24 protein-coding genes are annotated in these 24,958 nt (G+C 66.5%); 8 read left to right on the plus strand and 16 right to left on the minus strand.

Annotated elements, in window-relative coordinates:
• Positions 1-82 precede the first annotated feature (82 nt).
• The 11 genes from pqqE to pedF form a co-directional block, all read right to left on the minus strand.
• On the minus strand, positions 83-1,222 hold the full coding sequence (pqqE, locus tag BLV20_RS16150) for a pyrroloquinoline quinone biosynthesis protein PqqE (RefSeq protein WP_092303082.1): 1,140 nt from the start codon (positions 1,220-1,222) through the stop codon (positions 83-85).
• Positions 1,200-1,472: a pyrroloquinoline quinone biosynthesis peptide chaperone PqqD gene (gene pqqD, locus BLV20_RS16155; RefSeq protein WP_092303084.1), complete on the minus strand. Its 273-nt coding sequence runs from the start codon at positions 1,470-1,472 to the stop codon at positions 1,200-1,202. The genes pqqE and pqqD overlap by 23 nt, the downstream gene beginning before the upstream one ends.
• Entirely contained in the window at positions 1,469-2,221 is a 753-nt protein-coding gene (gene pqqC / locus BLV20_RS16160) for a pyrroloquinoline-quinone synthase PqqC (protein WP_092303086.1), read from the minus strand. Before pqqC ends, pqqD begins: the two co-directional genes overlap by 4 nt.
• 56 nt (positions 2,222-2,277) lie before the next feature.
• Positions 2,278-3,192, minus strand: coding sequence for a pyrroloquinoline quinone biosynthesis protein PqqB (gene pqqB, locus BLV20_RS16165; protein ID WP_092303089.1), 915 nt, complete (start codon positions 3,190-3,192; stop codon positions 2,278-2,280).
• Positions 3,193-3,245: 53 nt separating this feature from the next.
• Positions 3,246-3,317 carry a pyrroloquinoline quinone precursor peptide PqqA gene (pqqA, locus tag BLV20_RS16170; protein ID WP_003253598.1) on the minus strand — a complete coding sequence of 24 codons (72 nt, stop codon included), beginning with the start codon at positions 3,315-3,317 and terminating at the stop codon, positions 3,246-3,248.
• A gap of 226 nt (positions 3,318-3,543) precedes the next feature.
• Complete coding sequence (locus BLV20_RS16175; protein ID WP_092303091.1) at positions 3,544-5,064, minus strand: acetaldehyde dehydrogenase ExaC; 1,521 nt, start codon at positions 5,062-5,064, stop codon at positions 3,544-3,546.
• A 134-nt stretch (positions 5,065-5,198) separates the two neighbouring features.
• On the minus strand, positions 5,199-6,974 hold the full coding sequence (gene pedH / locus BLV20_RS16180; RefSeq protein WP_092303093.1) for a PQQ-dependent alcohol dehydrogenase PedH: 1,776 nt from the start codon (positions 6,972-6,974) through the stop codon (positions 5,199-5,201).
• A gap of 172 nt (positions 6,975-7,146) precedes the next feature.
• The gene (locus BLV20_RS16185; RefSeq protein ID WP_092303095.1) at positions 7,147-8,076 is read right to left on the minus strand and encodes a quinoprotein relay system zinc metallohydrolase 1; all 930 of its coding nucleotides are present in this window, start codon (positions 8,074-8,076) and stop codon (positions 7,147-7,149) included.
• 41 nt (positions 8,077-8,117) lie between these two features.
• On the minus strand, positions 8,118-8,891 hold the full coding sequence (locus BLV20_RS16190; RefSeq protein WP_092303097.1) for a quinoprotein dehydrogenase-associated SoxYZ-like carrier: 774 nt from the start codon (positions 8,889-8,891) through the stop codon (positions 8,118-8,120).
• Between the two features lie 8 nt (positions 8,892-8,899).
• Positions 8,900-9,775 (minus strand): substrate-binding periplasmic protein, encoded by an 876-nt coding sequence (locus tag BLV20_RS16195; protein ID WP_092303099.1) that lies wholly within the window; start codon positions 9,773-9,775, stop codon positions 8,900-8,902.
• A gap of 5 nt (positions 9,776-9,780) precedes the next feature.
• Positions 9,781-10,242: a cytochrome c-550 PedF gene (gene pedF / locus BLV20_RS16200; protein ID WP_092303101.1), complete on the minus strand. Its 462-nt coding sequence runs from the start codon at positions 10,240-10,242 to the stop codon at positions 9,781-9,783.
• Between the two features lie 252 nt (positions 10,243-10,494).
• Between pedF and exaA the strand changes: the two genes are divergently transcribed.
• Together exaA and BLV20_RS16210 are read left to right on the plus strand one after the other, a co-directional pair.
• Positions 10,495-12,387: a quinoprotein ethanol dehydrogenase gene (gene exaA / locus BLV20_RS16205; RefSeq protein WP_092303103.1), complete on the plus strand. Its 1,893-nt coding sequence runs from the start codon at positions 10,495-10,497 to the stop codon at positions 12,385-12,387.
• A 69-nt stretch (positions 12,388-12,456) separates the two neighbouring features.
• Positions 12,457-13,116, plus strand: a complete 660-nt coding sequence (locus BLV20_RS16210) for a pentapeptide repeat-containing protein (RefSeq protein WP_092303105.1) — start codon at positions 12,457-12,459, stop codon at positions 13,114-13,116.
• Between the two features lie 725 nt (positions 13,117-13,841).
• On the opposite strand, the gene BLV20_RS16225 is transcribed toward BLV20_RS16210, so the two are convergent.
• Genes BLV20_RS16225 through BLV20_RS31760 form a run of 3 tightly spaced genes read right to left on the minus strand, consistent with a single transcriptional unit; the run spans position 13,842 to position 15,864 of the window.
• The gene (locus BLV20_RS16225) at positions 13,842-14,480 is read right to left on the minus strand and encodes a response regulator (protein ID WP_092303111.1); all 639 of its coding nucleotides are present in this window, start codon (positions 14,478-14,480) and stop codon (positions 13,842-13,844) included.
• Positions 14,480-15,739: a sensor histidine kinase gene (locus tag BLV20_RS16230; RefSeq protein WP_092303113.1), complete on the minus strand. Its 1,260-nt coding sequence runs from the start codon at positions 15,737-15,739 to the stop codon at positions 14,480-14,482. Before BLV20_RS16230 ends, BLV20_RS16225 begins: the two co-directional genes overlap by 1 nt.
• Before the next feature lie 2 nt (positions 15,740-15,741).
• Entirely contained in the window at positions 15,742-15,864 is a 123-nt protein-coding gene (locus tag BLV20_RS31760) for a hypothetical protein (protein ID WP_256577808.1), read from the minus strand.
• A 157-nt stretch (positions 15,865-16,021) separates the two neighbouring features.
• On the opposite strand from BLV20_RS31760, the gene BLV20_RS16235 reads away from it, so the two are divergent.
• The 6 genes from BLV20_RS16235 to BLV20_RS16260 all read left to right on the plus strand — a co-directional run bounded on the left by BLV20_RS16235 (position 16,022) and on the right by BLV20_RS16260 (position 21,184).
• A complete protein-coding gene (locus BLV20_RS16235; protein WP_092303115.1) occupies positions 16,022-17,206 on the plus strand; it encodes an ABC transporter substrate-binding protein in 1,185 nt (394 codons plus the stop codon).
• A gap of 29 nt (positions 17,207-17,235) precedes the next feature.
• The gene (locus BLV20_RS16240) at positions 17,236-18,225 is read left to right on the plus strand and encodes a YVTN family beta-propeller repeat protein (RefSeq protein WP_092303117.1); all 990 of its coding nucleotides are present in this window, start codon (positions 17,236-17,238) and stop codon (positions 18,223-18,225) included.
• Entirely contained in the window at positions 18,222-18,989 is a 768-nt protein-coding gene (locus BLV20_RS16245; RefSeq protein ID WP_092303119.1) for an ATP-binding cassette domain-containing protein, read from the plus strand. The genes BLV20_RS16240 and BLV20_RS16245 overlap by 4 nt, the downstream gene beginning before the upstream one ends.
• Positions 18,986-19,777, plus strand: coding sequence for an ABC transporter permease (locus BLV20_RS16250; protein WP_092303121.1), 792 nt, complete (start codon positions 18,986-18,988; stop codon positions 19,775-19,777). Before BLV20_RS16245 ends, BLV20_RS16250 begins: the two co-directional genes overlap by 4 nt.
• A 129-nt stretch (positions 19,778-19,906) precedes the next feature.
• Complete coding sequence (locus BLV20_RS16255; protein WP_092303123.1) at positions 19,907-20,464, plus strand: PQQ-dependent catabolism-associated CXXCW motif protein; 558 nt, start codon at positions 19,907-19,909, stop codon at positions 20,462-20,464.
• A 54-nt stretch (positions 20,465-20,518) separates the two neighbouring features.
• On the plus strand, positions 20,519-21,184 hold the full coding sequence (locus BLV20_RS16260) for a response regulator transcription factor (protein WP_092303125.1): 666 nt from the start codon (positions 20,519-20,521) through the stop codon (positions 21,182-21,184).
• 44 nt (positions 21,185-21,228) lie between these two features.
• On the opposite strand, the gene nahK is transcribed toward BLV20_RS16260, so the two are convergent.
• Together nahK and nosP are read right to left on the minus strand one after the other, a co-directional pair.
• Positions 21,229-23,862 (minus strand): hybrid sensor histidine kinase/response regulator NahK/ErcS', encoded by a 2,634-nt coding sequence (nahK, locus tag BLV20_RS16265; RefSeq protein ID WP_092303127.1) that lies wholly within the window; start codon positions 23,860-23,862, stop codon positions 21,229-21,231.
• Complete coding sequence (gene nosP, locus BLV20_RS16270; RefSeq protein ID WP_092303129.1) at positions 23,792-24,955, minus strand: nitric oxide-sensing protein NosP; 1,164 nt, start codon at positions 24,953-24,955, stop codon at positions 23,792-23,794. Before nosP ends, nahK begins: the two co-directional genes overlap by 71 nt.
• Between the last annotated feature and the right edge of the window lie 3 nt (positions 24,956-24,958).

A 24,958-nucleotide genomic window follows, 5' to 3' on the forward strand; every position in this document is an offset into this window, starting at 1 on the left:
TGTTTTTTATTGTTTTGGGGAGGTAATCGCCAGCCTAAAGCATCCCGCCGCGAATGCAATCAGACCAAAGGGTAGCCACGGTTCAGCCGCGGAAAATCAGGCGCGACGCCTTCTCGTTGCGCAGGGTCAGCTGCGCCATCTCCGGCCCCGGCGCCTCGGCCTGCTGGCGCGCCGCGAGAATGGTCGCATGGTGCGGCGACTTGCTGCACACCGGGTCGGCATTGCTGGCATCGCCGGTCAGCATGAACGCCTGGCAGCGGCAGCCGCCCAGGTCCTGGTGTTTTTCCGGGCAGGAGCGGCACGGCTCGCTCATCCATGCATCGCCGCGAAAGCGGTTGAAACCGAAGGAATCGTTCCAGATGTGCTCGATGCTGTGCTCGCGCACGTTGGGGAACGCCACCGGCAGCTGGCGGGCGCTGTGGCACGGCAAGGCCGTGCCGTCCGGGGTGATATCGAGGAACAGGTTGGCCCAACCGTTCATGCAGGTCTTGGGGCGTTCTTCGTAATAGTCCGGAGTGACGAAGATCAGCTTGCACGGATGCCCCTGGGCCTCCAGCCGCTGGCGATACTCGTTGGTGATGCGTTCGGCGCGCTGCAACTGTTCGCGGGTCGGCAACAGGCCGGCGCGGTTGAGCTCGGCCCAGCCGTAGAACTGGCAGGTGGCCAGTTCGACGAAGTCCGCCTCCAGCTCCAGGCACAGCTCGATGATGGCGTTGATGCGGTCGATGTTGTGCCGGTGGGTCACGAAGTTCAGCACCATCGGATACCCCTGCGCCTTCACCGCCCGGGCCATTGCCAGCTTCTGGGCGAACGCCTTGGTCGAGCCGGCGAGCCTGTTGTTTACGTCCTCGTCGGCGGCCTGGAAGCTGATCTGGATATGGTCCAGCCCGGCCTCCTTGAACTGGCGCACCTTGCGCTCCGTCAGGCCGATGCCCGAGGTGATGAGGTTGGTGTAGTAACCCATGTCGCGCGCGGCCTTGATCAGCTCGGCCAAATCCTGGCGGACCAGCGGCTCGCCGCCGGAAAACCCCAGTTGCGCGGCGCCCATTTCCCGCGCCTGGTGGAATACGCGGATCCACTCGGCGGTGCTGAGTTCGGCGCCGTGCCGGGCGAAGTCCAGGGGGTTGGAGCAATACGGGCACTGCAACGGACAGCGGTAGGTCAGTTCCGCCAGTAGCCACAGCGGCGGCCCCGGGCGCTCATTCGATCCAGAATCGGGCATGGGCCACCTCCAGGAACGCCAGCACGTCCTCGTCGATCCCCGGGACCCCGGGAAAGCGCGTCGCCAGCTGTTCGATGATCGCCGCGACGCTGCGCTGGCCGTCCACCAGGCCGAGGATCTGCGCGGCGCTGCCGTTGAGCTTGATCATGCCTTCCGGGTAAAGCAGCACGTGGCACTCCTGGCGCGGCTCCCATTGCAGGCGAAAGCCGCGGCGCAAGGCCGGCGCCTGTTGGCGCTCGAGGCCGCTCACAGGGTAATCCCCCGATGCCAGGCCGCAGCGTCCGTCACGCTGTGGTACGGCGGGCGCTGCAGTTCATAGGCCATGCTCATGGCATCGAGCATGCTCCACAGCACGTCGAGCTTGAACTGCAGGATCTCCAGCATCCGCTGCTGCCCCGCCCGCGTGACGTAGTGTTCCAGGGTAATGCGCAAGCCCTGCTCGACGTCGCGTCGCGCCTGGCCCAGGCGGGTGCGGAAATACTCGTAGCCGGCGGGGTCGATCCACGGGTAATGCTGCGGCCAGCTGTCCAGCCGCGACTGGTGGATCTGCGGCGCGAAGAGTTCGGTCAAAGAGCTGCTGGCGGCCTCCTGCCAACAGGCGCGACGGGCAAAGTTGACGTAGGCATCCACTGCGAACCGCACCCCGGGCAAGACCATTTCCTGGGACAGGATGCACTCGCGGCTCAGCCCGACCGCTTCGCCAAGGCGCAGCCAGGCTTCAATCCCGCCGTCGCTGCCGGGCGTGCCGTCGTGATCGAGCACGCGTTGCAGCCATTGCCGACGCACTTCGCGATCCGGGCAGTTGGCCAGGATCGCCGCGTCCTTGAGCGGGATATTGATCTGGTAATAGAAGCGGTTGGCGACCCAGCCCTGGATCTGTTCGCGGCTGGCGCGCCCGGCATACATCGCCTGATGGAACGGGTGATGGATGTGGTAATAGGCGCCCTTGGCGCGCAAGGCCTGCTCGAACTCGGCGGGGGACATGGCGGGATCGGTCATCACGGGCTCCGTGTTGTGGCTCCTGGCCTGAGCGTCGCCCAGGCGGCATGGGGCGGCTAAAGGAAGATGTCCATGCCATCGAAGGCGACTTCGACGCCTCGCCGGTCAAGCTCGGCGCGCTCGGCCGAGTCTTCGTCGAGGATCGGGTTGGTGTTGTTGATATGGATGAGAATCTTGCGCTGCCGGGGCAAGCCTTCGAGCACTTCCAGCAGGCCGCCGGGGCCGCTTTGCGGCAGGTGGCCCATCTCGCTGCCCAGGCTGTGGCCGACTTCGCAGCGGCGCATTTCGTCATCGCGCCACAGCGTGCCGTCGAGCAGCAGGCAGTCGGCGCGCTGCATCCAGCCCAGCAGCTGGGCATCGACTTGGCCCAGGCCGGGGGCGTAGAACAGGCTGGCGCCGCTGCGCCGATCCTCGATGAACAGGCCGATGGTGTCGCCCGGCTGCGGCTGGCCGCGGTTGGGCGAATACGGCGGTGCATTACTGCGCAGCGGGATCGCCCGCCATTGCAGGCGCGCGCAGGCGCCGATGCCGAACGGCGCGCTGTCGAGCGCCACGGGCTGCCACTGCAAGCCGCCGTTCCAGTGGCTGAGCATGGGAAACAGCGGAAACCCGCTGCTCAGGTCCTGGTGCACCCGCTGCGTGCACCAGACCTGATGCGGGCACCCTTCGCGCAGGCTGAGCAGGCCCGTGCAGTGGTCGATCTGGCTATCGAGCAAGACCACCGCGGCAATCGCCGTGTCACGCAGGCGGCGGGCCGGTTGCAGGGGCGCGAAGCTCTCGAGCTGGGCGCGGATGTCCGGCGAGGCGTTGCACAGGACCCAGTCCACGCCGTCGTCGCTCACGGCGATCGACGACTGGGTGCGCCGCTGCGCCCTCAGGCTGCCGTCGCGCATCCCGGCGCATTGGCGACAGTTGCAGTTCCATTGCGGAAAACCACCGCCGGCGGCGGAACCGAGAATGCGAATGTGCATGGCCAGTCATTCCAGAGGAGGCCCGGCCACCGGGGCGATGGCCGGACGAGGCATCAACGGTTGGCGAAATACATCGTCACTTCAAAGCCAATGCGCAGATCGGTAAACGCGGGTTTAGTCCACATGGGTCAATCCTCTTCTTATGCCGGACGATTCCGGTAGAGGCATTAATGCACGCGGGACGGCGGGGCCGAATGCTACTTTGGGACGACCCCGGGGGGTGCGTTGGTAGGGGGGCCTGCGGGGGTCGGGGACGGCGCAACGCACGCGGGGAGGTGCCCACCCCTGAGCCCTCCCCGCGTGCGTCTTGCCCAGGCGCGGCGGCACCCAACCACCGCGCCTGTACTGCCCTTAGAAGAAGCCCAGCGGGTTGATGTCGTAGCTCACCAGCAGGTTCTTGGTCTGCTGGTAGTGGTCGAGCATCATCTTGTGGGTTTCACGGCCGACGCCGGACTTCTTGTAACCGCCGAACGCCGCGTGGGCGGGGTACAGGTGGTAGCAGTTGGTCCATACGCGACCGGCCTTGATCGCCCGGCCCATGCGGTAGGCGCGGTTGATGTCGCGGGTCCACAGGCCGGCACCGAGGCCGAACTCGCTGTCGTTGGCAATCGCCAGGGCCTCGGCTTCGTCCTTGAAGGTGGTCACGCCCACCACCGGGCCGAAGATCTCTTCCTGGAACACGCGCATCTTGTTGTGGCCCCTGAGCAGCGTCGGCTGGATGTAGTAGCCGCTGGACAGCTCGCCGTCGAGGCGTTCGGCGGCGCCACCGGCGAGCAGCTGCGCGCCCTCCTCCTGGGCGATCTTCAGGTACGAGAGAATCTTGTCGAACTGCTGCTCGGACGCCTGGGCGCCGACCATGGTCTCGCTGTCCAGCGGGTTGCCGCGCTTGATCCTGGCGATCTTCTTCATGACCTCGGCCATGAACGGCTCGTAGATCGACTCCTGCACCAGCGCCCGGGACGGGCAGGTGCAGACTTCGCCCTGGTTGAAGAACGCCAGCACCAGGCCCTCGGCGGCCTTTTCGATAAACCCCGGCTCAGCCTCCATGATGTCTTCGAAGAAGATGTTCGGCGACTTGCCGCCCAGTTCCACGGTGGACGGGATGATGTTCTCGGCGGCGCATTTCATGATGTGCGAGCCCACCGGGGTCGAGCCGGTGAAGGCGATCTTGGCGATGCGCTTGCTGGTGGCCAGGGCCTCGCCGGCCTCACGGCCGAACCCCTGGACGATGTTCAACACGCCCGCCGGCAGCAGGTCGGCGATCAGCTCGGCGAAGACCGTGATCGACAACGGCGTCTGCTCGGCCGGCTTGAGCACGATGCAGTTGCCGGCGGCCAGGGCCGGGGCGAGTTTCCAGGCGGCCATCAACAGCGGGAAGTTCCACGGGATGATCTGCCCGACCACGCCCAGCGGTTCGTGGAAATGGTAGGCGGTGGTCAGTTCGTTGATCTCCGCCGCGCCGCCTTCCTGGGCGCGGATGCAGCCGGCGAAATAGCGGAAATGATCCGCCGCCAACGGCACGTCGGCGTTCAGGGTCTCGCGCACTGCCTTGCCGTTGTCCCAGGTTTCGGTGACCGCGAGGATTTCCAGGTTCTGCTCGATGCGGTCGGCGATTTTCAGCAGCACCAGGGCGCGCTCCTGCACCGAGGTCTTGCCCCACGCGTCGGCGGCGGCATGGGCGGCGTCCAGCGCCTGGTCGACATCCTCGGCCGTGGAACGGGGGAATTCGGCGATCGGCTGGCCGTTTACCGGTGAGGTATTGGTGAAGTACTGGCCGGCCACCGGCGGCACGAATTGGCCGCCGATGAAATTGCCGTAGCGTGGCTTGAAGGACACGACGGCGCCTGGGGTTCCGGGTTGTGCGTAGATCATGCTGAGCCTCTGCTGGTCGATGCCTGTCCGGCGACAGGCGATGGACCGATGGTAGAGAGCCCCGCGTGCCGGACGAATGCATCGTTGGCAGGGGGGCTCTCGTCATTTGGTCGTAATTTGCCGGTCGCTGCCGTTCAGCGCCTGGCCACCAATTCCTTGGGTAACTTGAAGGTCCAGAGCATGCCGCCCTGGTTGAAGTCCTTGACCCGCTTGGCCACTTCGCCGCCCCACAGCGGTACCGCGCCGCCCCAGCCGGAGACCACCGAGATGTACTGCTCGCCGTCCATCTCCCAGGTGACTGGCGAGCCGAGCACGCCGGAGCCGGTCTGGAACTCCCAGACCTTTTCCCCCGTCTTGGCGTTGAAGGCCTGGAGGAAACCTTCCGGCGTGCCGGTGAACACCAGGTTGCCCTTGGTGGTCAGCACCCCGCCCCACAGCGGCGCGAAGTTCTTGTGGCGCCAGACTTCCTTGCCGCTGACCGGGTCGATGGCCCGCAGCACGCCGATGTAGTCCTCGTTGAGCGGCTTGATGGTGAAGCCGGCACCGAGGAACGCCGCGCCCTTCTTGTAGGAGATGCCTTCGTTCCAGATGTCCATGCCCCATTCGTTGGACGGTACGTAGAACAGCCCGGTGTCCTTGTTGTAGGCCATGGGCATCCAGTTCTTGGCGCCGAGGAAAGCCGGTGCGACAAACACCGAGCTGCCCTTGGCCTCGCTGCCCGGCGCCCCCGGACGGCTGGCCTCGTTGTAGATCGGCCGGCCGTTCTTATCCAGGCCGCTGGCCCAGGTGATCTTGTCGACAAACGGAAAGCCGCGGATGAACTTGCCGCTGGTGCGGTCCAGCACATAGAAGAAGCCGTTGCGGTCGGCGGTGGCGGCCGCCTTGATGTCCTTGCCGCCTTCCTTGTAGTTGAAGGAAATCAGCTCGTTGACGCCGTCGTAGTCCCAGCCGTCATGAGGGGTGCTCTGGAAGTGCCACTTGATGGTGCCGTCGTCCGGGTTCAGGGCCAGGCGCGACGACGAGTACAGGTTGTCGCCAGGGCGCAGGTGCGAGTTCCACGGCGCCGGGTTGCCGGTGCCGAACAGCAGCAGGTTGGTTTCCGGGTCGTAGTAGCCGCCCAGCCACGGCGCCGCGCCGCCGGTCTTCCACAGGTCGCCCGGCCAGGTCTTGCCGGCCTCGCCGCCGGAAATACCGTTCTCGACCGCCTTGCCGTCCTTGTAGACATAACCCATGTGGCCTTCCACGGTGGGGCGCATCCACAGCAGCTCGCCGTTTTCCGGGTTGTAGGCCTGGATCTTGCCGACCACGCCGAACTCGCCGCCGGCGACGCCGGTGATCAGCTTGCCGTTGACGATCAGCGGCGCGGCGCTGATCGAGTAGCCTTCCTTGTGGTCGGCGACTTTCTTGCTCCACACCACCTTGCCGGTGTCCTTGTTCAAGGCCACCAGCTTGGCGTCCAGGGTGCCGAAGAACACCAGGTCGCCGTACAGCGCCACGCCGCGGTTGATCACGTCGCAGCAGGGGCGGATGTCGTCCGGCAGGCGCGCGTCGTACTGCCAGAGCTTCTTGCCGGTGCGCGCATCCACCGCGAACACCCGCGAGTAGGAGCCGGTCATGTACATCACCCCGTCCTTGACCAGCGGCTGGGCCTGCTGGCCGCGCTGCTTCTCGCCGCCGAAGGAGAAGGCCCAGACCGGCCGCAGTTCCTTGACGTTATCGACATTGAGCAGGTCCAGCGGGCTGTAGCGCTGGCCCTGGACACCGAGGCCGTTGGTGACGATCTGCTGCGGGTTCTTCGGGTCCTGGAGGATTTCTTCATCGGTGACGGCGGCCAGCGCCGCGCCGGACAGCAGCATGGCGCTGAGCAACAGGCTCACGGCGAAGAAGGAACGACGTGGGGGTTGGGTCATGACGGCTACCTCTGGTTTTTTGTTGTGTCCGGGAAAATTTCCCGGTGTAGCCGGAATTCTTGGGCGCGGTCTGTCTGCCAACAATTGCCCGCAGTGCGGAGTTTTCTAGTTCCTTGGTACAGGGCCGGCAGCGCCTCGGCCTACTCGCCCCACCCGGCCGAGCAGCCGGCGCCTAGCGCTGGTCGATACGCGTCATTTGCTTGCGTTCGTAGCGCGGGTACAGATGGCTGACGCTGCGGATCAGCTCGTAGCGGGTCAGGCTGATGCCGGCGAAACGCTCGGGGATCGGGCGGCGGATCATCTCGGCCATGTCGTCGCCACGGGCGGCGCCGTCGCGCATCAGGCCGTCGAGCCAGCCCAGGTAATCGCGCATCTGCGCAAAGGGCCGGTCATCGCTGGCCACCGGGCCATGCCCGGGCACGACCTGTTTCCAGGGCAAGGCTTGCAAGGTGTCCAGGTCCTTGAGCCAGACCTCCAGCCCCGGGCTGTTGGGGGTGGTCAGGGCACGGTCGTGGAACACCAGGTCGCCGGCGAACAGCACGCCGGTGGTTTCATCGAAAATCGCCAGGTCGGCGCCGGTGTGGCCGCTCAGCCCGAGCAGGCGCAAGCGGTGCCCGCCCACCTCGAGCATGCCCGGTTCCAGCACCCGGTTGGGCAACACCACCTCGGTGCCGCGCATCCAGTCGCCGACCAGGCGGTAGAGGTTCTCGGCCATGGCCTCGCCCTGCTCGCGCAGCAACTCGCCGGTAGCGGCCAGGGCGCCGATGGGCACATCGCCGAACGCCTGGTTGCCCAACACATGGTCGGGATGGTGATGGGTCAGCAGCAGCTCGACCACCGGCTGTCCGGTGGTGGCGGCAATCGCCTGGCGCAAGGCCTCGCCGTAGCGCTTCGAGGGGCCGCTGTCGATCACCACCACGCCGCTGTCGGTGACGATGAAGGCACTGTTGACGATATTGCCGCCATTGCCCCTGGCAAAATTGTCGGTGCTGCCTTCCAGCAGCCAGGTGTCCTCGGCGATCTGCCGCGGCGTGAGTTGATAGTCCAGGTCGGCCCGGGCCGGCAAGCCCAGGCACAGCAACAACAGCAGGATCCAACGCATGGCGTGGGCCTCGGGTCGGGGAATGAAATCAGGCCACGGGGTCAGGGAAGCGTCGCCTCGAACTGGTTGCCGCTGTTGTCGCGCAGCAGCAGCCGGGTCTGCCCTGGGCCCCGGATATCGAAGCCCAGGCTGGGGTCTTCGCTGACCGCCGGGAACAGTTCGAGGCGGGCCAGGCGCTGACCGTCCGGCCCCTGCAATTCGGCGTGGTTGAGAAAGAATTCGGGGATGCCGCTGACCAGGCCGTTGTCCATCGGGTGGGAGACCTGCAGCCGCAGGCGACTGGCATCGCCGCGCGGATAGCGCCCGCCCAGCACCTCACCGATGTGCTCTTCCCAGCCGGGCCGGGTGCGCACCACGCTGGGCGCGGTACAACCGCCGCCCGCGGCATCGATCAGGGCCGAGCCGACATGCCACAGGCCGTCGCGGGTCAGCACCGCGGCGCGCAGCGGCGTGGCCTGCTCGATGCGGATGCGGATCGACAGCCAGGGCAACACCCGCTCGCCAGGCTCGAAATCGACGATGCGCGGCAAGGGGTTGAGTTCGGCCCAGGCGATGATCCGCACCGCCTCGCCGGCAAAGGCCCGGGCGTCGATTTCCAGGGGCACCTGGCGGGCGTCCTCGGCAAAGGGCGGCGCCAGCAGCCTGACCCGGTCGTCGAAGACGAAGGGCGCATTATCCAGCAACTGCTTGTGATAGAAGGCCCACATCACCGAAGGCACCGGGTCCTGGCCCGGCGCGGGTGGCGCGGCCTGGGCCGTTCCTTGCAGGCAGTACGCCAGCCAGCCGGCCAGCAGGCACATCGCTCGCCAATTCATCGCGGCTCCTATTGATACATCTCCGGCACTTCGTAGCGCAGGCCGTAGCGGGCGTAGAGGGCCTTGAGCCGTCCGTCGCGGATCAGCACCTCCAGCGCCTCTTCCACCGCATAGGCCAGTTGGCGATTGCTTTCATGCACCGCCATGCCGATTTCCCAGGCCTGCTTGCCCAGGTTCGGGTAGGCGTTTTCCGCCAGTGCCAGTTGCGGGTCGCCGGCCTGGTGCAACTGCCAGTCGACTTCGCCGCGCATGGCCATGACCGCGTCCACCTGCCCCGCCTGCAGCGCGCCGAACGCCCGGGCCACGTTGGGGTAGTGGCGAGTCTTGGCGCTGAGCATGCCGTTGAACACCGAGGTCAGGTAGAACGAAGGCACGCTGTCCACCTCGACGCCGATCGGGTGCTCCTGGAACACCGCGACGCTGGCCACCGACTGCAGGCGACGGCGGTCATAGGCCACCTGCCAGCGCTCCTCCTGATAGGGGCCGAACATCACCACCTGGGCGTTTTCCAGCTCCCCCAGCTCGTTGCGCCGTTGCGCGTAGGCATGGTCGTAGGGCACCCGCATCATCAAGTCGGCCAACTGCTGGTGGCGCAGCGGGCTGCCGCGCCAGATGTAGTCGCGCAGGTCGTCGTCGAGCTTCTCCCCGGGCGGTGCCCAGATCAGTTGCAGGCGTACCCCCAGGGCCGCGGCCAGGGCTTGCGCCAGCTCGACGTCGACGCCCCGCGGCTGGCCCCGCTCCTCGAAGCTGTAGGGCGCGAAATCCTGATACACCGCCACCTTCAACTCACCGGCGGCGATCATCGCGTCGAAGTTGCGCACCTGCGCCTGTGCCGCCGCGCAGCACAGCAGCAGGCCACTCACCAGCACGGCGAACAGGCGCATGGCGATCACTCCTCGACGTGCACGCTGTCCAGGTAGGTGCGGACCGCCCACAGGGCTTCCTGGCTCAGGAAGTCGGCCATTTTCGGCATGTACACCCGGCCATCGCGGACCGCGCCGTGGCGCACCCGCTCGACGAACCATTCATCCCCGGCCTCGCCGGCATCGAGCATGCGCAAGTCCGGGGCGATCCCGCCGGACTTGGCTTCCAGGCCATGGCAGGCGGCGCAGTTCTGGTTATAGGCCGAGGCACCGATGGCCAGCGCCTTGTCGCGCTCGGCCGAGGTGCGATACGGGTTGACCGCCGCCCAGCCGTCGCTGTCGAGTGTCACGCCGGCGTCCTTGATCGGAGTCAGGCCCTGGGTTTCCACCGCCTGGGGAACCACATTGCCATGGGCCCATGCAGTACCGGCCAGCAAGGCGCCGGCCAGCAGTCCCGTGGCGAGCAAGGCGTTGCGTTTGGTTGTCATTGTTATGCCCTCAAGATTGCACGCAGGCCTCAACCGCAGAGGCCGTGCCGCCATCTTAGGAACAGCCCGCGGGCAGCCGTATGCTGCTTTGGTGGCCGGCCCCTACTCCCTTGGTAGTAGGGCTTGTGGCGAGGGACTAAATCAGGTGCCGCACGGGAATTTTTCCCGGCCAGGGCGGGACTTTTTCCGTATCCCGAACCGCCGCCCCGTCACACCCTGTGCAGGCCAAAACCTCCACTGGGAACTGCAACCATGACAATAAGATCGCTACCCGCCCCTTGCCCCCTGAGCCTTGCCCTACAGGCGCTGCTGCTGGCCGCCAGCCTGTCCCTGAGCGCCACGGCCAGCGCCGCCAGCAGCCCGACGGCCGCCGGCCAGCGCGTCACCTGGGAAGACATCGCCAACGACCACCTGACCACCCGGGACGTGCTGCAATACGGCCTGGGCACCAATGCCCAGCGCTGGAGCCCCCTGGCCCAGGTCAACGACCGGAACGTGTTCAAGCTGACGCCGGCCTGGTCCTACTCGTTCGGCGACGAGAAGCAGCGCGGCCAGGAGTCCCAGGCCATCGTCAGCGACGGCGTGGTCTATGTCACCGGTTCCTACTCGCGGGTGTTCGCCCTCGACGCCAAGACCGGCAAGCGCCTGTGGACCTACAACCACCGCCTGCCGGACAACATTCGCCCGTGCTGCGACGTGGTCAACCGTGGCGCGGCGATCTATGGCGACAAAATCTACTTCGGCACCCTCGACGCGCGGGTCATCGCCCTGGACAAGAACACCGGCAAGGTGGTGTGGAACAAGAAGTTCGGCGACCACGCCAGCGGCTACACCATGACCGGCGCCCCGGTGCTGATCAAGGACAAGACCAGCGGCAAGGTGCTGCTGATCCACGGCAGCTCCGGCGATGAATTCGGCGTGGTCGGCCAGTTGTTCGCCCGCGATCCGGACACCGGCGAAGAGGTATGGATGCGGCCCTTCGTCGAAGGCCACATGGGCCGCCTGAACGGCAAGGACAGCACCCCGACCGGCGACGTCAAGGCGCCCTCCTGGCCCGACGACAAGACCACCGCGACCGGCAAGGTCGAAGCCTGGAGCCACGGTGGCGGCGCGCCCTGGCAGAGCGCCAGCTTCGACCCGGAGACCAACACCATCATCGTCGGCGCCGGCAACCCGGGCCCGTGGAATACCTGGGCGCGGACCGCCAAGGACGGCACCCCCCGCGACTACGACAGCCTCTACACCTCGGGCCAGGTCGGCGTCGACCCGAGCACCGGCGAAGTGAAATGGTTCTACCAGCACACGCCGAACGACGCCTGGGACTTCTCCGGCAACAACGAGCTGGTGCTGTTCGACTACAAGGCCAAGGACGGCAAAGTGGTCAAGGCCACCGGGCACGCCGACCGCAACGGTTTCTTCTATGTGGTGGACCGCAACAACGGCAAATTGCAGAACGCCTTCCCCTTCGTCGACAACATCACCTGGGCCAGCCATATCGACCTGAAGACCGGGCGGCCGGTGGAGAACCAAGGCCAGCGGCCGGCCAAGCCGCTGCCGGGGGAAACCAAGGGCAAGCCGGTGGAGGTCTCGCCGCCGTTCCTCGGCGGCAAGAACTGGAACCCCATGGCCTACAGCCAGGACACCGGCCTGTTCTACATCCCCGGCAACCAGTGGAAAGAGGAGTACTGGACCGAGGAAGTGAACTACAAGAAAGGCTCGGCCTACCTGGGCATGGGCTTTCGCATCAAGCGCATGTACGACGACCACGTCGGCACCCTGCGGGCCATGGACCCGACCACCGGCAAACTGGTCTGGGAGCACAAGGAACCGCTGCCGCTGTGGGCCGGGGTGCTGGCGACCAAGGGCAACCTGGTGTTCACCGGCACCGGCGACGGCTTCTTCAAGGCCTTCGACGCCAAGACCGGCAAGGAGCTGTGGAAATTCCAGACCGGCAGCGGCATCGTCTCGCCGCCCATCACCTGGGAGCAGGACGGCGAGCAGTACATCGGCGTGACCGTCGGCTACGGCGGCGCGGTGCCGCTGTGGGGAGGCGACATGGCCGAACTGACCAAGCCGGTGACCCAGGGCGGCTCGTTCTGGGTGTTCAAGATTCCCAGCTGGGACAACCCGACCGCACAACGCTGATCGTCCGTGGGGAGGGCGCGCCGGCGCCCTCCCCCGCAACCGCCCGCCTCCGGCCGAGAGCCTTTGACCATGAACCAGTTGCCCCTTGCCCTGCTGTTGCTCCTTCCCTGCGCGTTCGCCCTCGAAACCAACGACGATGGCAATGACCATGCCTTGACCGTCAACGGCTGCGTGATCGCCGAATCCAGCCAATGCCCGGGGGCCAACCTGCGGGGCGCCCAATTGGCCAACCAGGACCTGCGCAAGATGAACCTGGCCGGCGCCGACCTGCGGGATGCCGACCTGCGCCATGCCCGCCTGGACCTGGCCAACCTGGAAAAAGCCCGCCTGCAAGGCGCCAACCTGACCCGCGCCAGCCTGCAACAGAGCAACCTGCGCCTGGCCGACCTGCGACATGCCAGGTTGCTGGCCATTCAAGGCTGGGGCCTGTTCGCCCAGGGCGCGCAGTTCGACCATGCCGACCTCGGCGCGGCCTACCTGCAATTCGCCCGGCTGTCCGGGGCCAGGTTGCATAACGCCAACCTGCAAGCGGCGGACCTGGAGATGGCCTGGTTGAGCAAGGCCGACCTGCAAGACGCCACCCTGGCCGACGCCAACCTGCAGGAAGCCAAGTTCGGCGAAAGCAACCTGGAACGCGCCGACCTGCGTGGGTCGCGCCAGCATTACGGGAATTTTCAAGGCGCCAATATGGAGGGATGCACCGGCTGCCCCAAGACGTGGGATCGATAAACACAACCCGAACGCGCCCCTGTAGCCGCTGCCGCAGGCTGCGATCGGCTGCGCAGGAGACGCCAAACCTGCACCCTCAATTTCCCTGACACACCGCACCGCCTGGCCCTGCGTGCGCTTCGCGCCCGATCGCAGCCTGCGGCAGCGGCTACACAAAGCGCGCCGCGCTCCACGTTCCAATCCGTTGTTGCGGGTACAACTTCCAGCCCAAACGCAACACCGCCCTGTAACGCAACGCCAACCCTGTAGCCGCTGCCGCAGGCTGCGATCGGCTCCGCAGGAGACGCCAAACCTGCACCCTCAACCTCCCTGACACACCGCACCACCCGGCCTGGCGTGCGCTTCGCGCCCGATCGCAGCCTGCGGCAGCTGCTACACAAAGCGCGCCGCGCTCCACGTTCCAATCCGTTGTTGCGGGCGCAACCTCCAGCCCAAACGCAACACCGCCCTGTAACGCAACACCAACCCTGTAGCCGCTGCCGCAGGCTGCGATCGGCTCCGCAGGAGACGCCAAGCCTGCACCCTCGATTTCCCTGACCCACCGCGCCGCCCGGCCTGGCGGGCGCTTCGCGCCCGATCGCAGCCTGCGGCAGCGGCTACACAAAGCGGGCCGCGCGCCACGTTCCAAGTCCGTTGTTACAGGCGCAACCTCCAACCCAAACGCAACACCGCCCTGTAACGCAACGCCATCCCCGCGGCAGCGGCGATACAAGGCACCACGACATTTATCCGGCTATTCGCACCACGCCCATGTCGATGCCCAGGTGGACCAGTTCGGCGTGGGAGCTGACTTGCAGCTTGCTCTTGAGCAAGGTCAGGTGGTTGGACACGGTCTTGGCGCTGATGCACAACTGCTCGGCAATCAGCCGCGCCGGGGTGCCTTTGGCGAGCATCACGAAGATCTCCAGTTCACGCTGGGTCATGCTCTGCAAGCGCGGGTCGCTGGCGTCCTGCTGCGGGGTGCAGGCCAGCTGGGTGGCCAGGGGCTGTTCGATGTAGGCATGCCCGGCCAGCACTCGGTGCACCGCCTCGATCAACACCTGCGGCGCCGAGTTCTTGGTCAGGTAGCCCGAGGCCCCCGCCTCCAGCGCCTGGCGCACCAATGGCAGTTCATCGTGCATGCTGAAAAACAGCACCCGCAGCTGCGGCAAGCGCTGGCGCAAGCGACGGGTGGTTTCCAGGCCGCTGATGCCCGGCAGGCCGAAATCCATGATCACCAGGTTCGGCAGCGCTTCCTGGACCCGTATCAGCGCCTCTTCGCCCGTGGCGGCTTCGCGTACCTGCATCGCCGGCAGCACTGCCCGCAGCAAGCTGGCATAACCCTGGCGGACCACGGCATGGTCATCGACCAACAAGATATTCATCACGGCTCCATGGGAATGTTCAACGCCAACGCCCAACCGGCGCCGGGCCTGCTGAGGATGCGCAAGTCGCCGCCCAGGCTGCGGGCGCGCTCGGCCATCGAATGCAGGCCGACGCCCGGGCGCTGGGGCTGACGCGCGCCGCGGCCGTTGTCGCGAATCAGCAGGCGCACGCCGCGGGCGCTGCGTTGCAGGCGCACCCGCACCTGGCTGGCGCCGGCATGCCGGGCGACATTGGTCAGCGCTTCCTGCAACAGCCGATACAGCTGGGTCCGGCTCGCCCCGGGCAACTCCGGCAAGTGCTCGCCGACCCGCAGCCGGCAGTCGATACCCTGGCTGTCCTGCCATTGGCTCACCAGCAGGCCGAAGGCTTCGGCCAGCGGCAAGTGCTGCAGCACCACCGGATACAAGTCGTGCACCAGGGCGCGGAACCCCTGCTGCAGGCGTTCGCAATTGAGCTCCAGGGCCTGCGCCGTCTGCTCCACCACGGTCGGCTGGTCGGCCACCATGCGCAGCAGGCAGACCTGGGCACGGATGCCCGCCAGGTACTGCCCGAGGTCGTCGTGCAGGGTCTGCGCCAGGCAGGTGCGCTCCTGCTCCTGCACCGCCAGCAGGGCCCGGGTCAGCTGGGCATTGTCGGCGCGGGTCTGCTCCAGGGTGGCGGTCATGCGGTTGAAGTGCTCCGCCAGTTGGCGCGCCTCCGGCAAGCCGGCTTCGCGCAGGCGCGTCGTCAACTGTCCGCCGCTGACCTGGCGCAAGGCGCGCAGCAGTTCGTCCAGCAAGCCCATGGCGCGCCGCACGGCCCAGCGGATCGTCAACAGGCTCAGGAACAAGGCCAGGCCGCACAGGCCCAGCAGTTGCTGCAGGGAATCCCAGACTTCGTCGATTTCGTCCCGGGCGTCGACGGCGATCAGCACCCGGCGCCCGTCGCTCAGCTCCAGTACCCGGGCGCTGTGACGGCGATCGCTGAACAGCTGGCGACCGAGCCAGGCCTGCACCCCCGCCGCCTCCGGCAGCCGCGCCGCTTCGCCCGGCGCCAGCCCATGCACCCGCACATGGCGCAGGCTGCGGGTCAGCCGCGGTTGCAGGCTGGCCGGGTCGCGCACGGCGGTTTCACCGAGGTATTGCACCAGCGCCTCGGCGGCCTGCAATTCGCGCTCGACATCGACCACCGCCTGGTGCAGCAGCAACCCGGCGCAGGCCAACGTCACCACGACAAAGAAACCCGTGACCCAGAGGTTGATCCGCCACAGCGCCGACATGCCTAGCGCACCGGCCCCAGCGGCACCATCAGGCTCGGCGCCGGACGCGGGCCATGCAGGCGGTCGACGCCAATCAGGCTGAGGATCAGCAGCAAGGGCAGGAGCAGCACTTTGATGATGCGCATGGGCGGGTTTCTCCAGGTTCAGGGCCGCTGCGCCCCATGCTAAAAGCGCGACGGGCGTGTTGAATTACTACCTTGGTACTGGCCGGGCGCTACTTTCTGCATATTTCCCCACCCCGGCAGGCTTCCTATGCTGGCGCCATCTGCCGTGGAGTGCCTTATGCGCCAGCCTGCCCCCCTCGCCCTGACCTGCCTGCTGGCCCTGGCTGCCGCCCTGTTGCCCGCCGCCCGGGGCCATGCCGGGGACGAACCGCTGGCGGTGCGCATCGGCTACCTGGGCTATCGTCCCGATCCCGGCCCGCTGCTGTCCAACATCATTGCCGAGCCGGCCGACGCCGGGCTGCGGGGCGCCGAGCTGGCGATTGCCGACAGCAACAGCAGCGGGCGTTTTCTCAAGCAGGATTTTCGCCTCGACAGCGCCAGCGTCGACAGCCCCGAAGCCTTGCTGCAAGCCGCCAGGGCCCAGCATCAACAGGGCCTGCGGCTGTTCGTGGTGAACGCCCCGGCCGCCAGCCTGCGCCAGCTGTCCGCGGCCCTGCCCGACAGCCTGCTGTTCAACGCCGGCAGCCCCGACGACAGCCTGCGCAGCAGCCAGTGCCTGGGCAACGTGCTGCACAGCCTGCCCGGCCGCGCCATGCTGGCCGATGCCCTGGGGCAGTTCCTGGTGCTGCGCAAATGGCCGCGGGCCCTGCTGGTGGTCGGCCAGACCGAGGACGACCGGGCCTACGCCGCGGCCCTGCGCCGAGCGGCGAAGCGCTTCGGCCTGCAGATCGTCGCCGAAAAGACCTGGAGCTTCGATAACGACCAGCGCCGCAGCGCCCAGGCCGACATGCCGCTGTTCACCCAGACCGCCGAATACGACGTGGTGCTGGTGGCCGACGAGCGCGGCGACTTCGGCGAATACCTGCCCTACCAGACCTGGTACCCGCGGCCCGTGGCCGGGACCCAGGGCCTGACCCCCACCGGCTGGCACAAGACGGTGGAAACCTTCGGCGCGGCGCAGCTGCAAAAACGCTTCGAGGCCCTGGCCGGGCGCTGGATGAACGACCGCGACTTCGCCGCCTGGATGGCCGTGCGCAGCATCGCCAGCGCGGTGGGCAAACTGCGCCAGGTCGAACCGCGCGCCCTCCAGCAACTGCTGCTCAGCGACCGCCTGCCGCTGGACGGCTTCAAGGGCCGCAAACTCAGCTACCGCCCCTGGAACGGCGAACTGCGCCAGCCGATCCCGCTGGTCCAGCCCCGGGCCCTGGTCAGTACTTCGCCCCAGGAAGGTTTCCTGCACCCTTTCAACGAAATGGACAGCCTGGGCTACGACAAGCCCGAAGTGAGCTGCGGCTACCCCTGACCGATAACCACAACAACAAGGAATCCGCCATGCGCCGCATTTTGTTTTGCCGGCCCACGTTTCTTCCCCGCCTGCTGTGCGGCGCGCTGCTGCTGGCCGGCGGGCACGCCCTGGCCGCCACCGCCTGGGTTTCCAACGAGAAGGACAACAGCCTCAGCCTGATCGACATGCAGACCCTGGAAGTCACCGAGACCCTGGCGGTGGGCCAGCGCCCGCGCGGCTTGCTGCTGTCCCACGACAACAAGCTGCTGTACATCTGCGCCAGCGATTCGGACCGGGTCCAGGTGATGGACGTGGCCACGCGCAACATCGTCAAGGAGCTGCCCTCGGGCAAGGACCCCGAGCAGTTCGCCCTGCACCCCAACAACCGCTGGCTGTATGTGTCCAACGAGGACGATGCGCTGGTCACGGTGATCGACACCGAGACCGCCAAGGTCCTGGGGCAGATCAACGTCGGCGTCGAGCCCGAAGGCATGGCGGTCAGCCCCGATGGCAAATGGGCGGTCAACACCAGCGAAACCACCAACATGCTGCACTGGATCGACACCCGCACCCAGACCCTGGCCGAGAGTACGCCGGTGGACCAGCGCCCGCGGTTCGTCGAGTTCAGCCGGGATGGCTCGCGGCTCTGGGCCTCGGCGGAAATCGGCGGCACGCTGACCATTCTCGACACGGCCTCGCGCCAGGTGCTCAAGACCCTTGGCTTCCAGATCAAGGGCGTGCACCCGGACAAGGTCCAGCCGGTGGGCATCAAGCTCAGCGCCGACGGCCGCTACGCGTTCGTCGCCCTGGGCCCGGCCAACCATGTGGCGGTGGTCGATGCGAAGACCTACGAGATTCTCGACTACCTGCTGGTGGGACGACGGGTCTGGCAGCTGGCGTTTACCCCGGACCAGAGCCGGTTGCTGGCCACCAACGGGGTCAGCGGCGACGTCTCGGTGATCGATGTGAACAGCCTCAAGGTGCTCAAGTCGGTGAAGGTCGGACGTTACCCCTGGGGCGTGGTGGTGACGCCATGAACGCCCTCGATGTCAGTGACCTGAGCTTCGCCTATGGCCAGCGCGAGGCGCTCCGGCAAGTCGGTTTCAGCCTGGCGCCCGGGCGCTTCGCGGCATTGCTGGGGCCCAACGGCGCGGGCAAGTCGACGCTGATCGCCCTGCTCACCCGGCTTTACGACCTGCAGCACGGCGACATCCGCGTCTGCGGCTGCTCGCTGCGCAACGCCGCGCGCCCGGCCTTGCGCCAGCTCGGCGTGGTGTTCCAGCAAAGCACCCTGGACCTGGACCTGAGCGTCGAGCAGAACCTGCGCTACCACGCCGCCCTGCATGGCCTGTCGCGACGCGAAAGCGCAGAGCGGATCGATGCCGAACTGGCCCGCCAGGGCCTGAGCGAACGGCGGCGCGAACGGGTCCGCGAGCTGAATGTCGGGCACCGCCGGCGAGTGGAAATCGCCCGTGCGCTGCTGCATCGGCCGCGCCTGTTGCTGCTCGACGAAGCCAGCGCCGGCCTCGACCCGGCCAGCCGCCTGGCCCTCAACCGGCACCTTCGCCAGCTGTGCCGCGAACAGCAGCTCAGCGTGCTCTGGACCACCCACCTGCTGGATGAAGTGCAGCCCAGCGATGACCTGCTGATCCTGCATCGGGGGCGGCTGGTGGCCAGCGGCGCGGCGCACGCCTTGAGCCTGGAGCACGGCGGCGACCTCGACACCGCCTTCGCCCGCCTGACCACCGCGCCCGGCCCTGGCGCGGGTAACGCCACGACCACGGGAGCCAACGCCCAATGAACGCCTACTGGCAATGTTTCCATGGCATCCTGCTGCGCGAATGCCTGCGCTTCGTGCTGCAGCGCAGCCGTTTTCTCAGCGCCCTGGTGCGCCCGCTGCTGTGGCTGCTGGTGTTTGCCGCGGGGTTTCGCGCGGCCCTGGGCATCGCGATCATCGAGCCTTACGACACCTACATTCCCTATGAGGTGTACATCGTCCCGGGCCTGGCCTGCATGATCCTGCTGTTCAACGGCATGCAGAGTTCGCTGTCGATGGTCTACGACCGGGAAATGGGCAGCATGCGCGTGCTGCTGACCAGCCCGTTGCCGCGCGCGTTCCTGCTCGCCAGCAAGCTGCTGGCCACTGCGCTGATATCGCTGTTGCAGGTCTATGTGTTTCTCGCGGTCGCCTGGCTGTACGACGTGCAACCGCCGCCGACCGGCCTGCTGCTGGCGCTGCCGGCGTTGCTGCTGGTGGCCCTGATGCTCAGTGCCCTGGGGCTGCTGCTGTCGAATGCGATCCGCCAGCTGGAGAACTTTGCCGGGGTGATGAATTTCGTGATTTTCCCGCTGTTCTTCCTGTCTTCGGCGCTGTACCCGCTGTGGAAAATGCGCGAGGCCAGCCCGTGGCTGTATTGGCTCTGCGCGGTGAACCCTTTTACCCATGCCGTGGAACTGCTGCGCTTTGCCCTGTACCAGCGCTTCAATCCGCTGGCGCTGGCGGTGTGCCTGGGGCTGACGCTGCTGTTCGCGCTGCTGGCGATCCTCAGCTTCAACCCGCAGCACGCGGCCCTGCGCAAACCCCGCTGAAGCGCCTCCCGCGACGCCCGTCCAGCCCTGGCCGGCTACTACTTTAGTACTGGCTTTGCTGTCTATCGTCGCATTCACAAAGCACCGCCGCTGGCATGTAATGGGCCTATAACAAAAAGGATAAAACCCATGCCCCGTGCCCTGCCCTGGCTGCCGCGCCCTTTCTTGACGGTTCTTGCGTTGAGCCTGTTGCCGGGCATTGCCCTGGCCGACGGCGCGCTGTTTTCCGCCCAGGGCTATCGCACCGGCCACTATCGCAGCCCGACGCCAAGCCAGGCCGAGGGTGCCCGCCTCGTCGATACCGCCGCCCTGCAACGGCTGCTGGACCAGAACCCCAGGCCGGTGCTGATCGACGTCTATCGCCGGCAATGGCTGCACGGCCGCTTCATCGAAGACACACCCCACGCCAACGTCCCCGGCAGCCTGTGGCTGGCCAATACCGGCGACGGCGAGCTGAGCCCGGCCTGGCAGGATTACTTCGCCCGTAACCTCGAAAAGGCCAGTGCCGGGCACCGGGAACAACCGCTGGTCTTTTACTGCCGCGCCGATTGCTGGTTGAGCTGGAACGCGGTAAAACGCGCGGCGACCCTGGGCTATAACAATCTGTATTGGTATCGCGATGGCCTGGACGCCTGGGAGCAAGCCAACCTGCCGCTGCAGCCGGCCCGACCGGAGCCCTTTCCCTGACCCTTGCCCGAGAACGCGTGCACGCCCCAACCACAATAACGAGGTGAAAAGGCCATGTATAAAATTCTGATTGCCGACGATCACCCACTGTTTCGCGAAGCCATCGGCAATGTCATCGGCGATGGCTTCCCCGACAGCGAAGTCATGGAGACTGCCGACCTGGACAGTGCCCTGGCGCTGACCCGGGAACATGACGACCTCGACCTGATCCTGCTCGACCTGAACATGCCCGGCATGCACGGCCTCAATGGCCTGATCACCCTGCGCAACGAGGCGCCGACCACGCCGGTGGTGATCGTCTCGGCCGAGCAGGAAAAACAGATCGTGCTGCAGGCCATCACCTACGGCGCGGTGGGTTTCATCACCAAATCCTCGCCGCGCGCGCAGATGATCGAAGCGATCGAGCAGATCCTCAACGGCAACGTCTACCTGCCGCCCGACATCATCCGCGCCCAGAAGAGCAGCACCGGCCGGCGCCTGAACGACACCCCGAGCTTTCCTCCCGAGCTGCTCCAGGCCCTGACCCGCAAGCAGCTGCTGGTGCTGGAGCGCATGACCAAGGGCGAGTCGAACAAGCAGATCGCCTACACCCTCGATATCGCCGAAACCACGGTCAAGGCCCACGTCTCGGCGATTTTGCGCAAACTCAATGTGCACAACCGGGTGCAGGCGATCCTCAGTGCCGGGGATATCGATTTCGGCGACTACCTGCGTCGCTGAAGGCAACCGCTGCAGACGTCATGGCCGGCGACGAGACGCCGGCCTCAAGACCGGGCCAGCAGATGGCTCATCGCGGTCTTGAGCTTCATCGGCCGTACCGGCTTGTGCATCAGGGTATGGCCCCGCTCGCGGATCTGTTGCTTGAGTTCATTGCTGTAGTTGGCGGTGATCATCATCGCCGGTATCGGCAAGCCACGACGGGCGTTGATCCGGGCCACGGCGTCGACGCCATTGCAATCGTGGTCCAGGTGGTAGTCGGCGATCAGCAGGTCGACCTCGGCATGGTAGTTGTCCACCTGGCGCGCCAGGTCTTGTTCCGACAACGCGGTCACCACCTGGCAGCCCCAGCCTTCAAGCAGCGTGCGCATGCCGGCGCAAATCGCCGCGTCGTTATCCAGGACCCAGACCCGCGCCCCGCGCAGGCGTTCGAGCATCGGCTCGCTCATCGCCAGGCTCGGCGTGGCCTTGGGAGCGGTGGCGCTCAGCGGTACTTCGACGGCGAACATCGAGCCCTTGCCCGGCCATGAGCGCACGCGAACGCGGTGACCGAGGATGCCGGCGATTTTCTCCACGATCGCCAGGCCCAGGCCCAGGCCGCGATCCTGGTTCGGGCGCTGTACATCGCCGCGCTTGAACTCCTGGAAAATCTCTTCCAGGCGCTCTTCGGCGATCCCGATCCCGCTGTCCCAGACTTCGATCGACAGGCGCTGGCGCTGGCGCCGGCAGCCCAGCACCACGCGGCCGCTGCGGGTGTAGCGAATGGCATTGCTGAGCAGGTTGCGCAGGATCCGCGCCAGCAGCTGGATGTCGCTGCGCACCAGCGCCGAACAGCCGATAAAGCGCAATTCGAGCCCTTCGCTGCGGGCCACCTGGGCGTATTCGGCGGCGAGGTTGTCGAGCAGTTCGCTGAGGGCGAACGGCGCGATATCGGCCTTGATCACCCCGGCGTCGAGCTTGGAAATATCCACCAGGGTGCCCAGCAGGTTTTCCACGTCTTCCAGGGAATGGCTGACATTGCGTACCAGCTGGGTACAGGCCTGCGGCTCGCGCCGTTCCAGCAACGCGCTGGTGAACAGCCGCGCGGCGTTCAAGGGCTGCAGCAGGTCATGGCTGACGGCGGCCAGGAACTTGGTCTTCGACAGGTTGGCCTGCTCGGCCTCGAGCTTGGCCTCGCGCAGGCGCGACTCGACCCGGCTGCGCTCGTCGATCTCGCGCAGCAACTGCTGGTTGAGGCTGGTCAGCTCGGCGGTGCGCTCACGAACCCGCAACTCCAGGTTTTGATAGGCCTGGTGCAGCGCCTCGGCGGTCTTGCGGCGCTCGGTGATGTCGCGGATCAGCACGAAGATCCCCACCACTTCGCCACTGGCCAGGCGGTTCGGCACGTAGGAGCGCAGCATGTAGCGCTCCTGATTGTTGATGTTGGTCTCGGCAAACTCGAAGGTCACGCTCTCTCCCGCCAGGGCCCGCTCCACATAGGCTTCCAGGCGCTGGTAATGCTGCTCGCTATGGGCCTCGCGCAGGCTCTGGCCGAGCATCACGCCGCGGGGCCAGCAGTACCACTGCTCATAGACTTTGTTGGTGAATTCATACACCAGGTCGGCATTCAGGTAGGCGATCAGCGCCGGTACGTGGTCGGTGATCAGGCGGATCCAGCGTTCGCTTTCACTCAGGGCCTCGGCGTGCTGGTAGCGCTCGGTGATGTCGGTGAAGGTGTTGACGAAACCGCCGGTGGGCAGCGGGTGGGTACGGATTTCCAGCACGCGCCCGTCGCACAGGCGTTGTTCGCATTCGTGGACGATCCGCCCGTTGGCGTCGCGGCTGTCGGGGGTCAGCAGGCTCAGTTCGCTGTCGCCGATCACCTCGGCGAACGGCCGGTGGGCGGCCACCGGCGCCAGGCCGCTGAGCTCGAGGAAACGCCGGTTCCACAGTTCCAGGATGCCCTCGGCATTGACCATGGCCACGCCTTGGGACAGGTTGTCCACCGCGCGCTGCAACAGGTGGGATTTCTGCGCCACCGCCTGCTCGCGGCGCACGGTCTCGCTGAGCTTGACCTCGGTGATGTCGGTGAACAGGATCACCCGCCCGCCCTCGCGGGTCTGGCGTTCGCTGACTTGCAGCCAGCGCCCGTTGTGCAGCCGATAGAGCAAATGTTCGTCGGCATGCCCGCGCGGCTCTTCGTTGAACAGGCCGGAGGTGGTCATCAGCCGCTTGACCTCGGCCAGGCGCATGCCGGCGATGATCCGCACCCGGCTGTTGGCCCAGAACGCCTTGAACCGGCTGTTGCACAGCACGATGCGCTGGTTCTGGTCGAACAGCACAAACGCGTCGGAAATGCTTTCAATGGCGTCGATCAGGTGCTGGTGCGCGGTTTCGGCCCGCAGCCGGGCCTCGCTGAGCAAGTGATTGCCGGCCTTGAGCTCGGCCATGGCCTGGTTCAGCGCGTCGGTGCGCTCGCGCACTTGTTCGGCCAGCACCACCGAATGCTGGAACGCCGCATACGGGTCGTTGCCACGGGTCACCCCGGACTCGATGCGCTCGATCAGCGCGCCATTGATCCGCTGCAGCTTGTGGTTTTCATGCTGCAGGCGGGCAACCTGCGCCTGCAGCTCAGCGACTGAGTGGAGATCGGTTGCGGGCAATGGCGACCCCGGTGAAGGTCTGGTTGATGTGCATGCCATTGAACTGTTCTCCGTAGGTGTTGAAACCCATCACCCGCTGCTCGCGCAAGAAGGCGCCGACCTGCTCCAGGCCGTCGCGGTCTTCCAGCTCCAGGCGACGCAGGAAGCAGTCGCAACCGATGGTCAGCAGCAACGGGCCGAGGCGCGCCTGCAAACCGTCGAACAGGTGCTGCAGGTTGGGCAGCATGGGCCCGGGGGTCATGGCGGTGAGCACGATGCCGTTTTCCACCGCGCAGTAGAAACTCAGGCTCAGGTCCGGGTGCACTTGCTGGATCGCCCGCACGTAATACTGATCGTGGATGCGCACCGCCAGCGGATGGGCGGCGAAGACCCGGTGATCGAGCTCGGCCACCGGCACGCCGATGTGGCGGGCGTACTCCTCGGCGGCCGGCTCGGCATTGAGTTCGAAAACCCGGCGCTGGGCACTGTCGGCACCGGTCACCACCAGCTTTTCCTCGCGGGGCAGGATGTGGTGGGTGGTGAACACTTCGAATTCCAGCCAGGTGTTGACCAGCACCACCACCGCCGCGCCGCTGTGGAACTCGCCGCCGAAATACACGTGGGTGTGGGTCAGGTAGTTGTCATCGCCGGCCGAACCGCCGAAATGCGGGATGTTGCCCAGCGCCGCGCCCAGGGCGGCGAGGACCATTTCTTCCCGGCTGGACAGGCCATCGAGCAGGGTCAGGGCGAAGCTGTTGCCCTTGATCGGCGCCAGGCTGTTGCTGCGACAGGCACCGACCAGGCGCTCGACCATCTGCTGGGCGTCGATCAGGCTGAAACGCTCCATTTCGTCGATCAGTTCGGTGGCGATGGAAAAGTGCCGATGGTCGAAACCCACCGCCGTCACGCAATTGCGCCCGTAGCCCAGCGGGGTGATTTCGCCGGCGCTGGTACAGCCCACCAGGCGAATGCCGCCGAAGCCCTGCTCCAGGGCCTCGCCCAGCGCCCGCAGGTCGTATTCGGCGGAACAGAAAAACAGCACGAAGCCCAGGTGCGGATGCAGCAGTTGCCGCGCCAGTTCCTGGGCCGCCAGCCGGGCATCCGTCGCCTGGGACATCGCGCTGACGACGCCGTCGTTCTGGGCCTGCTGCATCTT

It is taken from the genome of Pseudomonas sp. NFIX28, from assembly GCF_900107395.1.
Taxonomy (GTDB): Bacteria; Pseudomonadota; Gammaproteobacteria; order Pseudomonadales; family Pseudomonadaceae; genus Aquipseudomonas.

What these genes read in the sequence shown, in the direction of transcription:
- pedH (WP_092303093.1), bottom strand. Translation starts at nt 6,974, where the DNA reads ATGACCCAACCCCCACGTCGTTCCTTCTTCGCCGTGAGCCTGTTGCTC.
- BLV20_RS16235 (WP_092303115.1), top strand. Translation starts at nt 16,022, where the DNA reads ATGCGCCAGCCTGCCCCCCTCGCCCTGACCTGCCTGCTGGCCCTGGCT.
- BLV20_RS16195 (WP_092303099.1), bottom strand. Translation starts at nt 9,775, where the DNA reads ATGCGCCTGTTCGCCGTGCTGGTGAGTGGCCTGCTGCTGTGCTGCGCG.
- BLV20_RS16185 (WP_092303095.1), bottom strand. Translation starts at nt 8,076, where the DNA reads ATGCGTTGGATCCTGCTGTTGTTGCTGTGCCTGGGCTTGCCGGCCCGG.
- nosP (WP_092303129.1), bottom strand. Translation starts at nt 24,955, where the DNA reads ATGCAGCAGGCCCAGAACGACGGCGTCGTCAGCGCGATGTCCCAGGCG.
- BLV20_RS16260 (WP_092303125.1), top strand. Translation starts at nt 20,519, where the DNA reads ATGTATAAAATTCTGATTGCCGACGATCACCCACTGTTTCGCGAAGCC.
- BLV20_RS16245 (WP_092303119.1), top strand. Translation starts at nt 18,222, where the DNA reads ATGAACGCCCTCGATGTCAGTGACCTGAGCTTCGCCTATGGCCAGCGC.
- nahK (WP_092303127.1), bottom strand. Translation starts at nt 23,862, where the DNA reads ATGGCATGCACATCAACCAGACCTTCACCGGGGTCGCCATTGCCCGCA.
- BLV20_RS16225 (WP_092303111.1), bottom strand. Translation starts at nt 14,480, where the DNA reads ATGAATATCTTGTTGGTCGATGACCATGCCGTGGTCCGCCAGGGTTAT.
- BLV20_RS16240 (WP_092303117.1), top strand. Translation starts at nt 17,236, where the DNA reads ATGCGCCGCATTTTGTTTTGCCGGCCCACGTTTCTTCCCCGCCTGCTG.
- BLV20_RS16190 (WP_092303097.1), bottom strand. Translation starts at nt 8,891, where the DNA reads ATGAATTGGCGAGCGATGTGCCTGCTGGCCGGCTGGCTGGCGTACTGC.
- BLV20_RS31760 (WP_256577808.1), bottom strand. Translation starts at nt 15,864, where the DNA reads ATGCGCATCATCAAAGTGCTGCTCCTGCCCTTGCTGCTGATCCTCAGC.
- pqqC (WP_092303086.1), bottom strand. Translation starts at nt 2,221, where the DNA reads ATGACCGATCCCGCCATGTCCCCCGCCGAGTTCGAGCAGGCCTTGCGC.
- pqqE (WP_092303082.1), bottom strand. Translation starts at nt 1,222, where the DNA reads ATGCCCGATTCTGGATCGAATGAGCGCCCGGGGCCGCCGCTGTGGCTA.
- pqqB (WP_092303089.1), bottom strand. Translation starts at nt 3,192, where the DNA reads ATGCACATTCGCATTCTCGGTTCCGCCGCCGGCGGTGGTTTTCCGCAA.
- BLV20_RS16175 (WP_092303091.1), bottom strand. Translation starts at nt 5,064, where the DNA reads ATGATCTACGCACAACCCGGAACCCCAGGCGCCGTCGTGTCCTTCAAG.
- BLV20_RS16210 (WP_092303105.1), top strand. Translation starts at nt 12,457, where the DNA reads ATGAACCAGTTGCCCCTTGCCCTGCTGTTGCTCCTTCCCTGCGCGTTC.
- exaA (WP_092303103.1), top strand. Translation starts at nt 10,495, where the DNA reads ATGACAATAAGATCGCTACCCGCCCCTTGCCCCCTGAGCCTTGCCCTA.
- BLV20_RS16230 (WP_092303113.1), bottom strand. Translation starts at nt 15,739, where the DNA reads ATGTCGGCGCTGTGGCGGATCAACCTCTGGGTCACGGGTTTCTTTGTC.
- BLV20_RS16255 (WP_092303123.1), top strand. Translation starts at nt 19,907, where the DNA reads ATGCCCCGTGCCCTGCCCTGGCTGCCGCGCCCTTTCTTGACGGTTCTT.
- pedF (WP_092303101.1), bottom strand. Translation starts at nt 10,242, where the DNA reads ATGACAACCAAACGCAACGCCTTGCTCGCCACGGGACTGCTGGCCGGC.
- BLV20_RS16250 (WP_092303121.1), top strand. Translation starts at nt 18,986, where the DNA reads ATGAACGCCTACTGGCAATGTTTCCATGGCATCCTGCTGCGCGAATGC.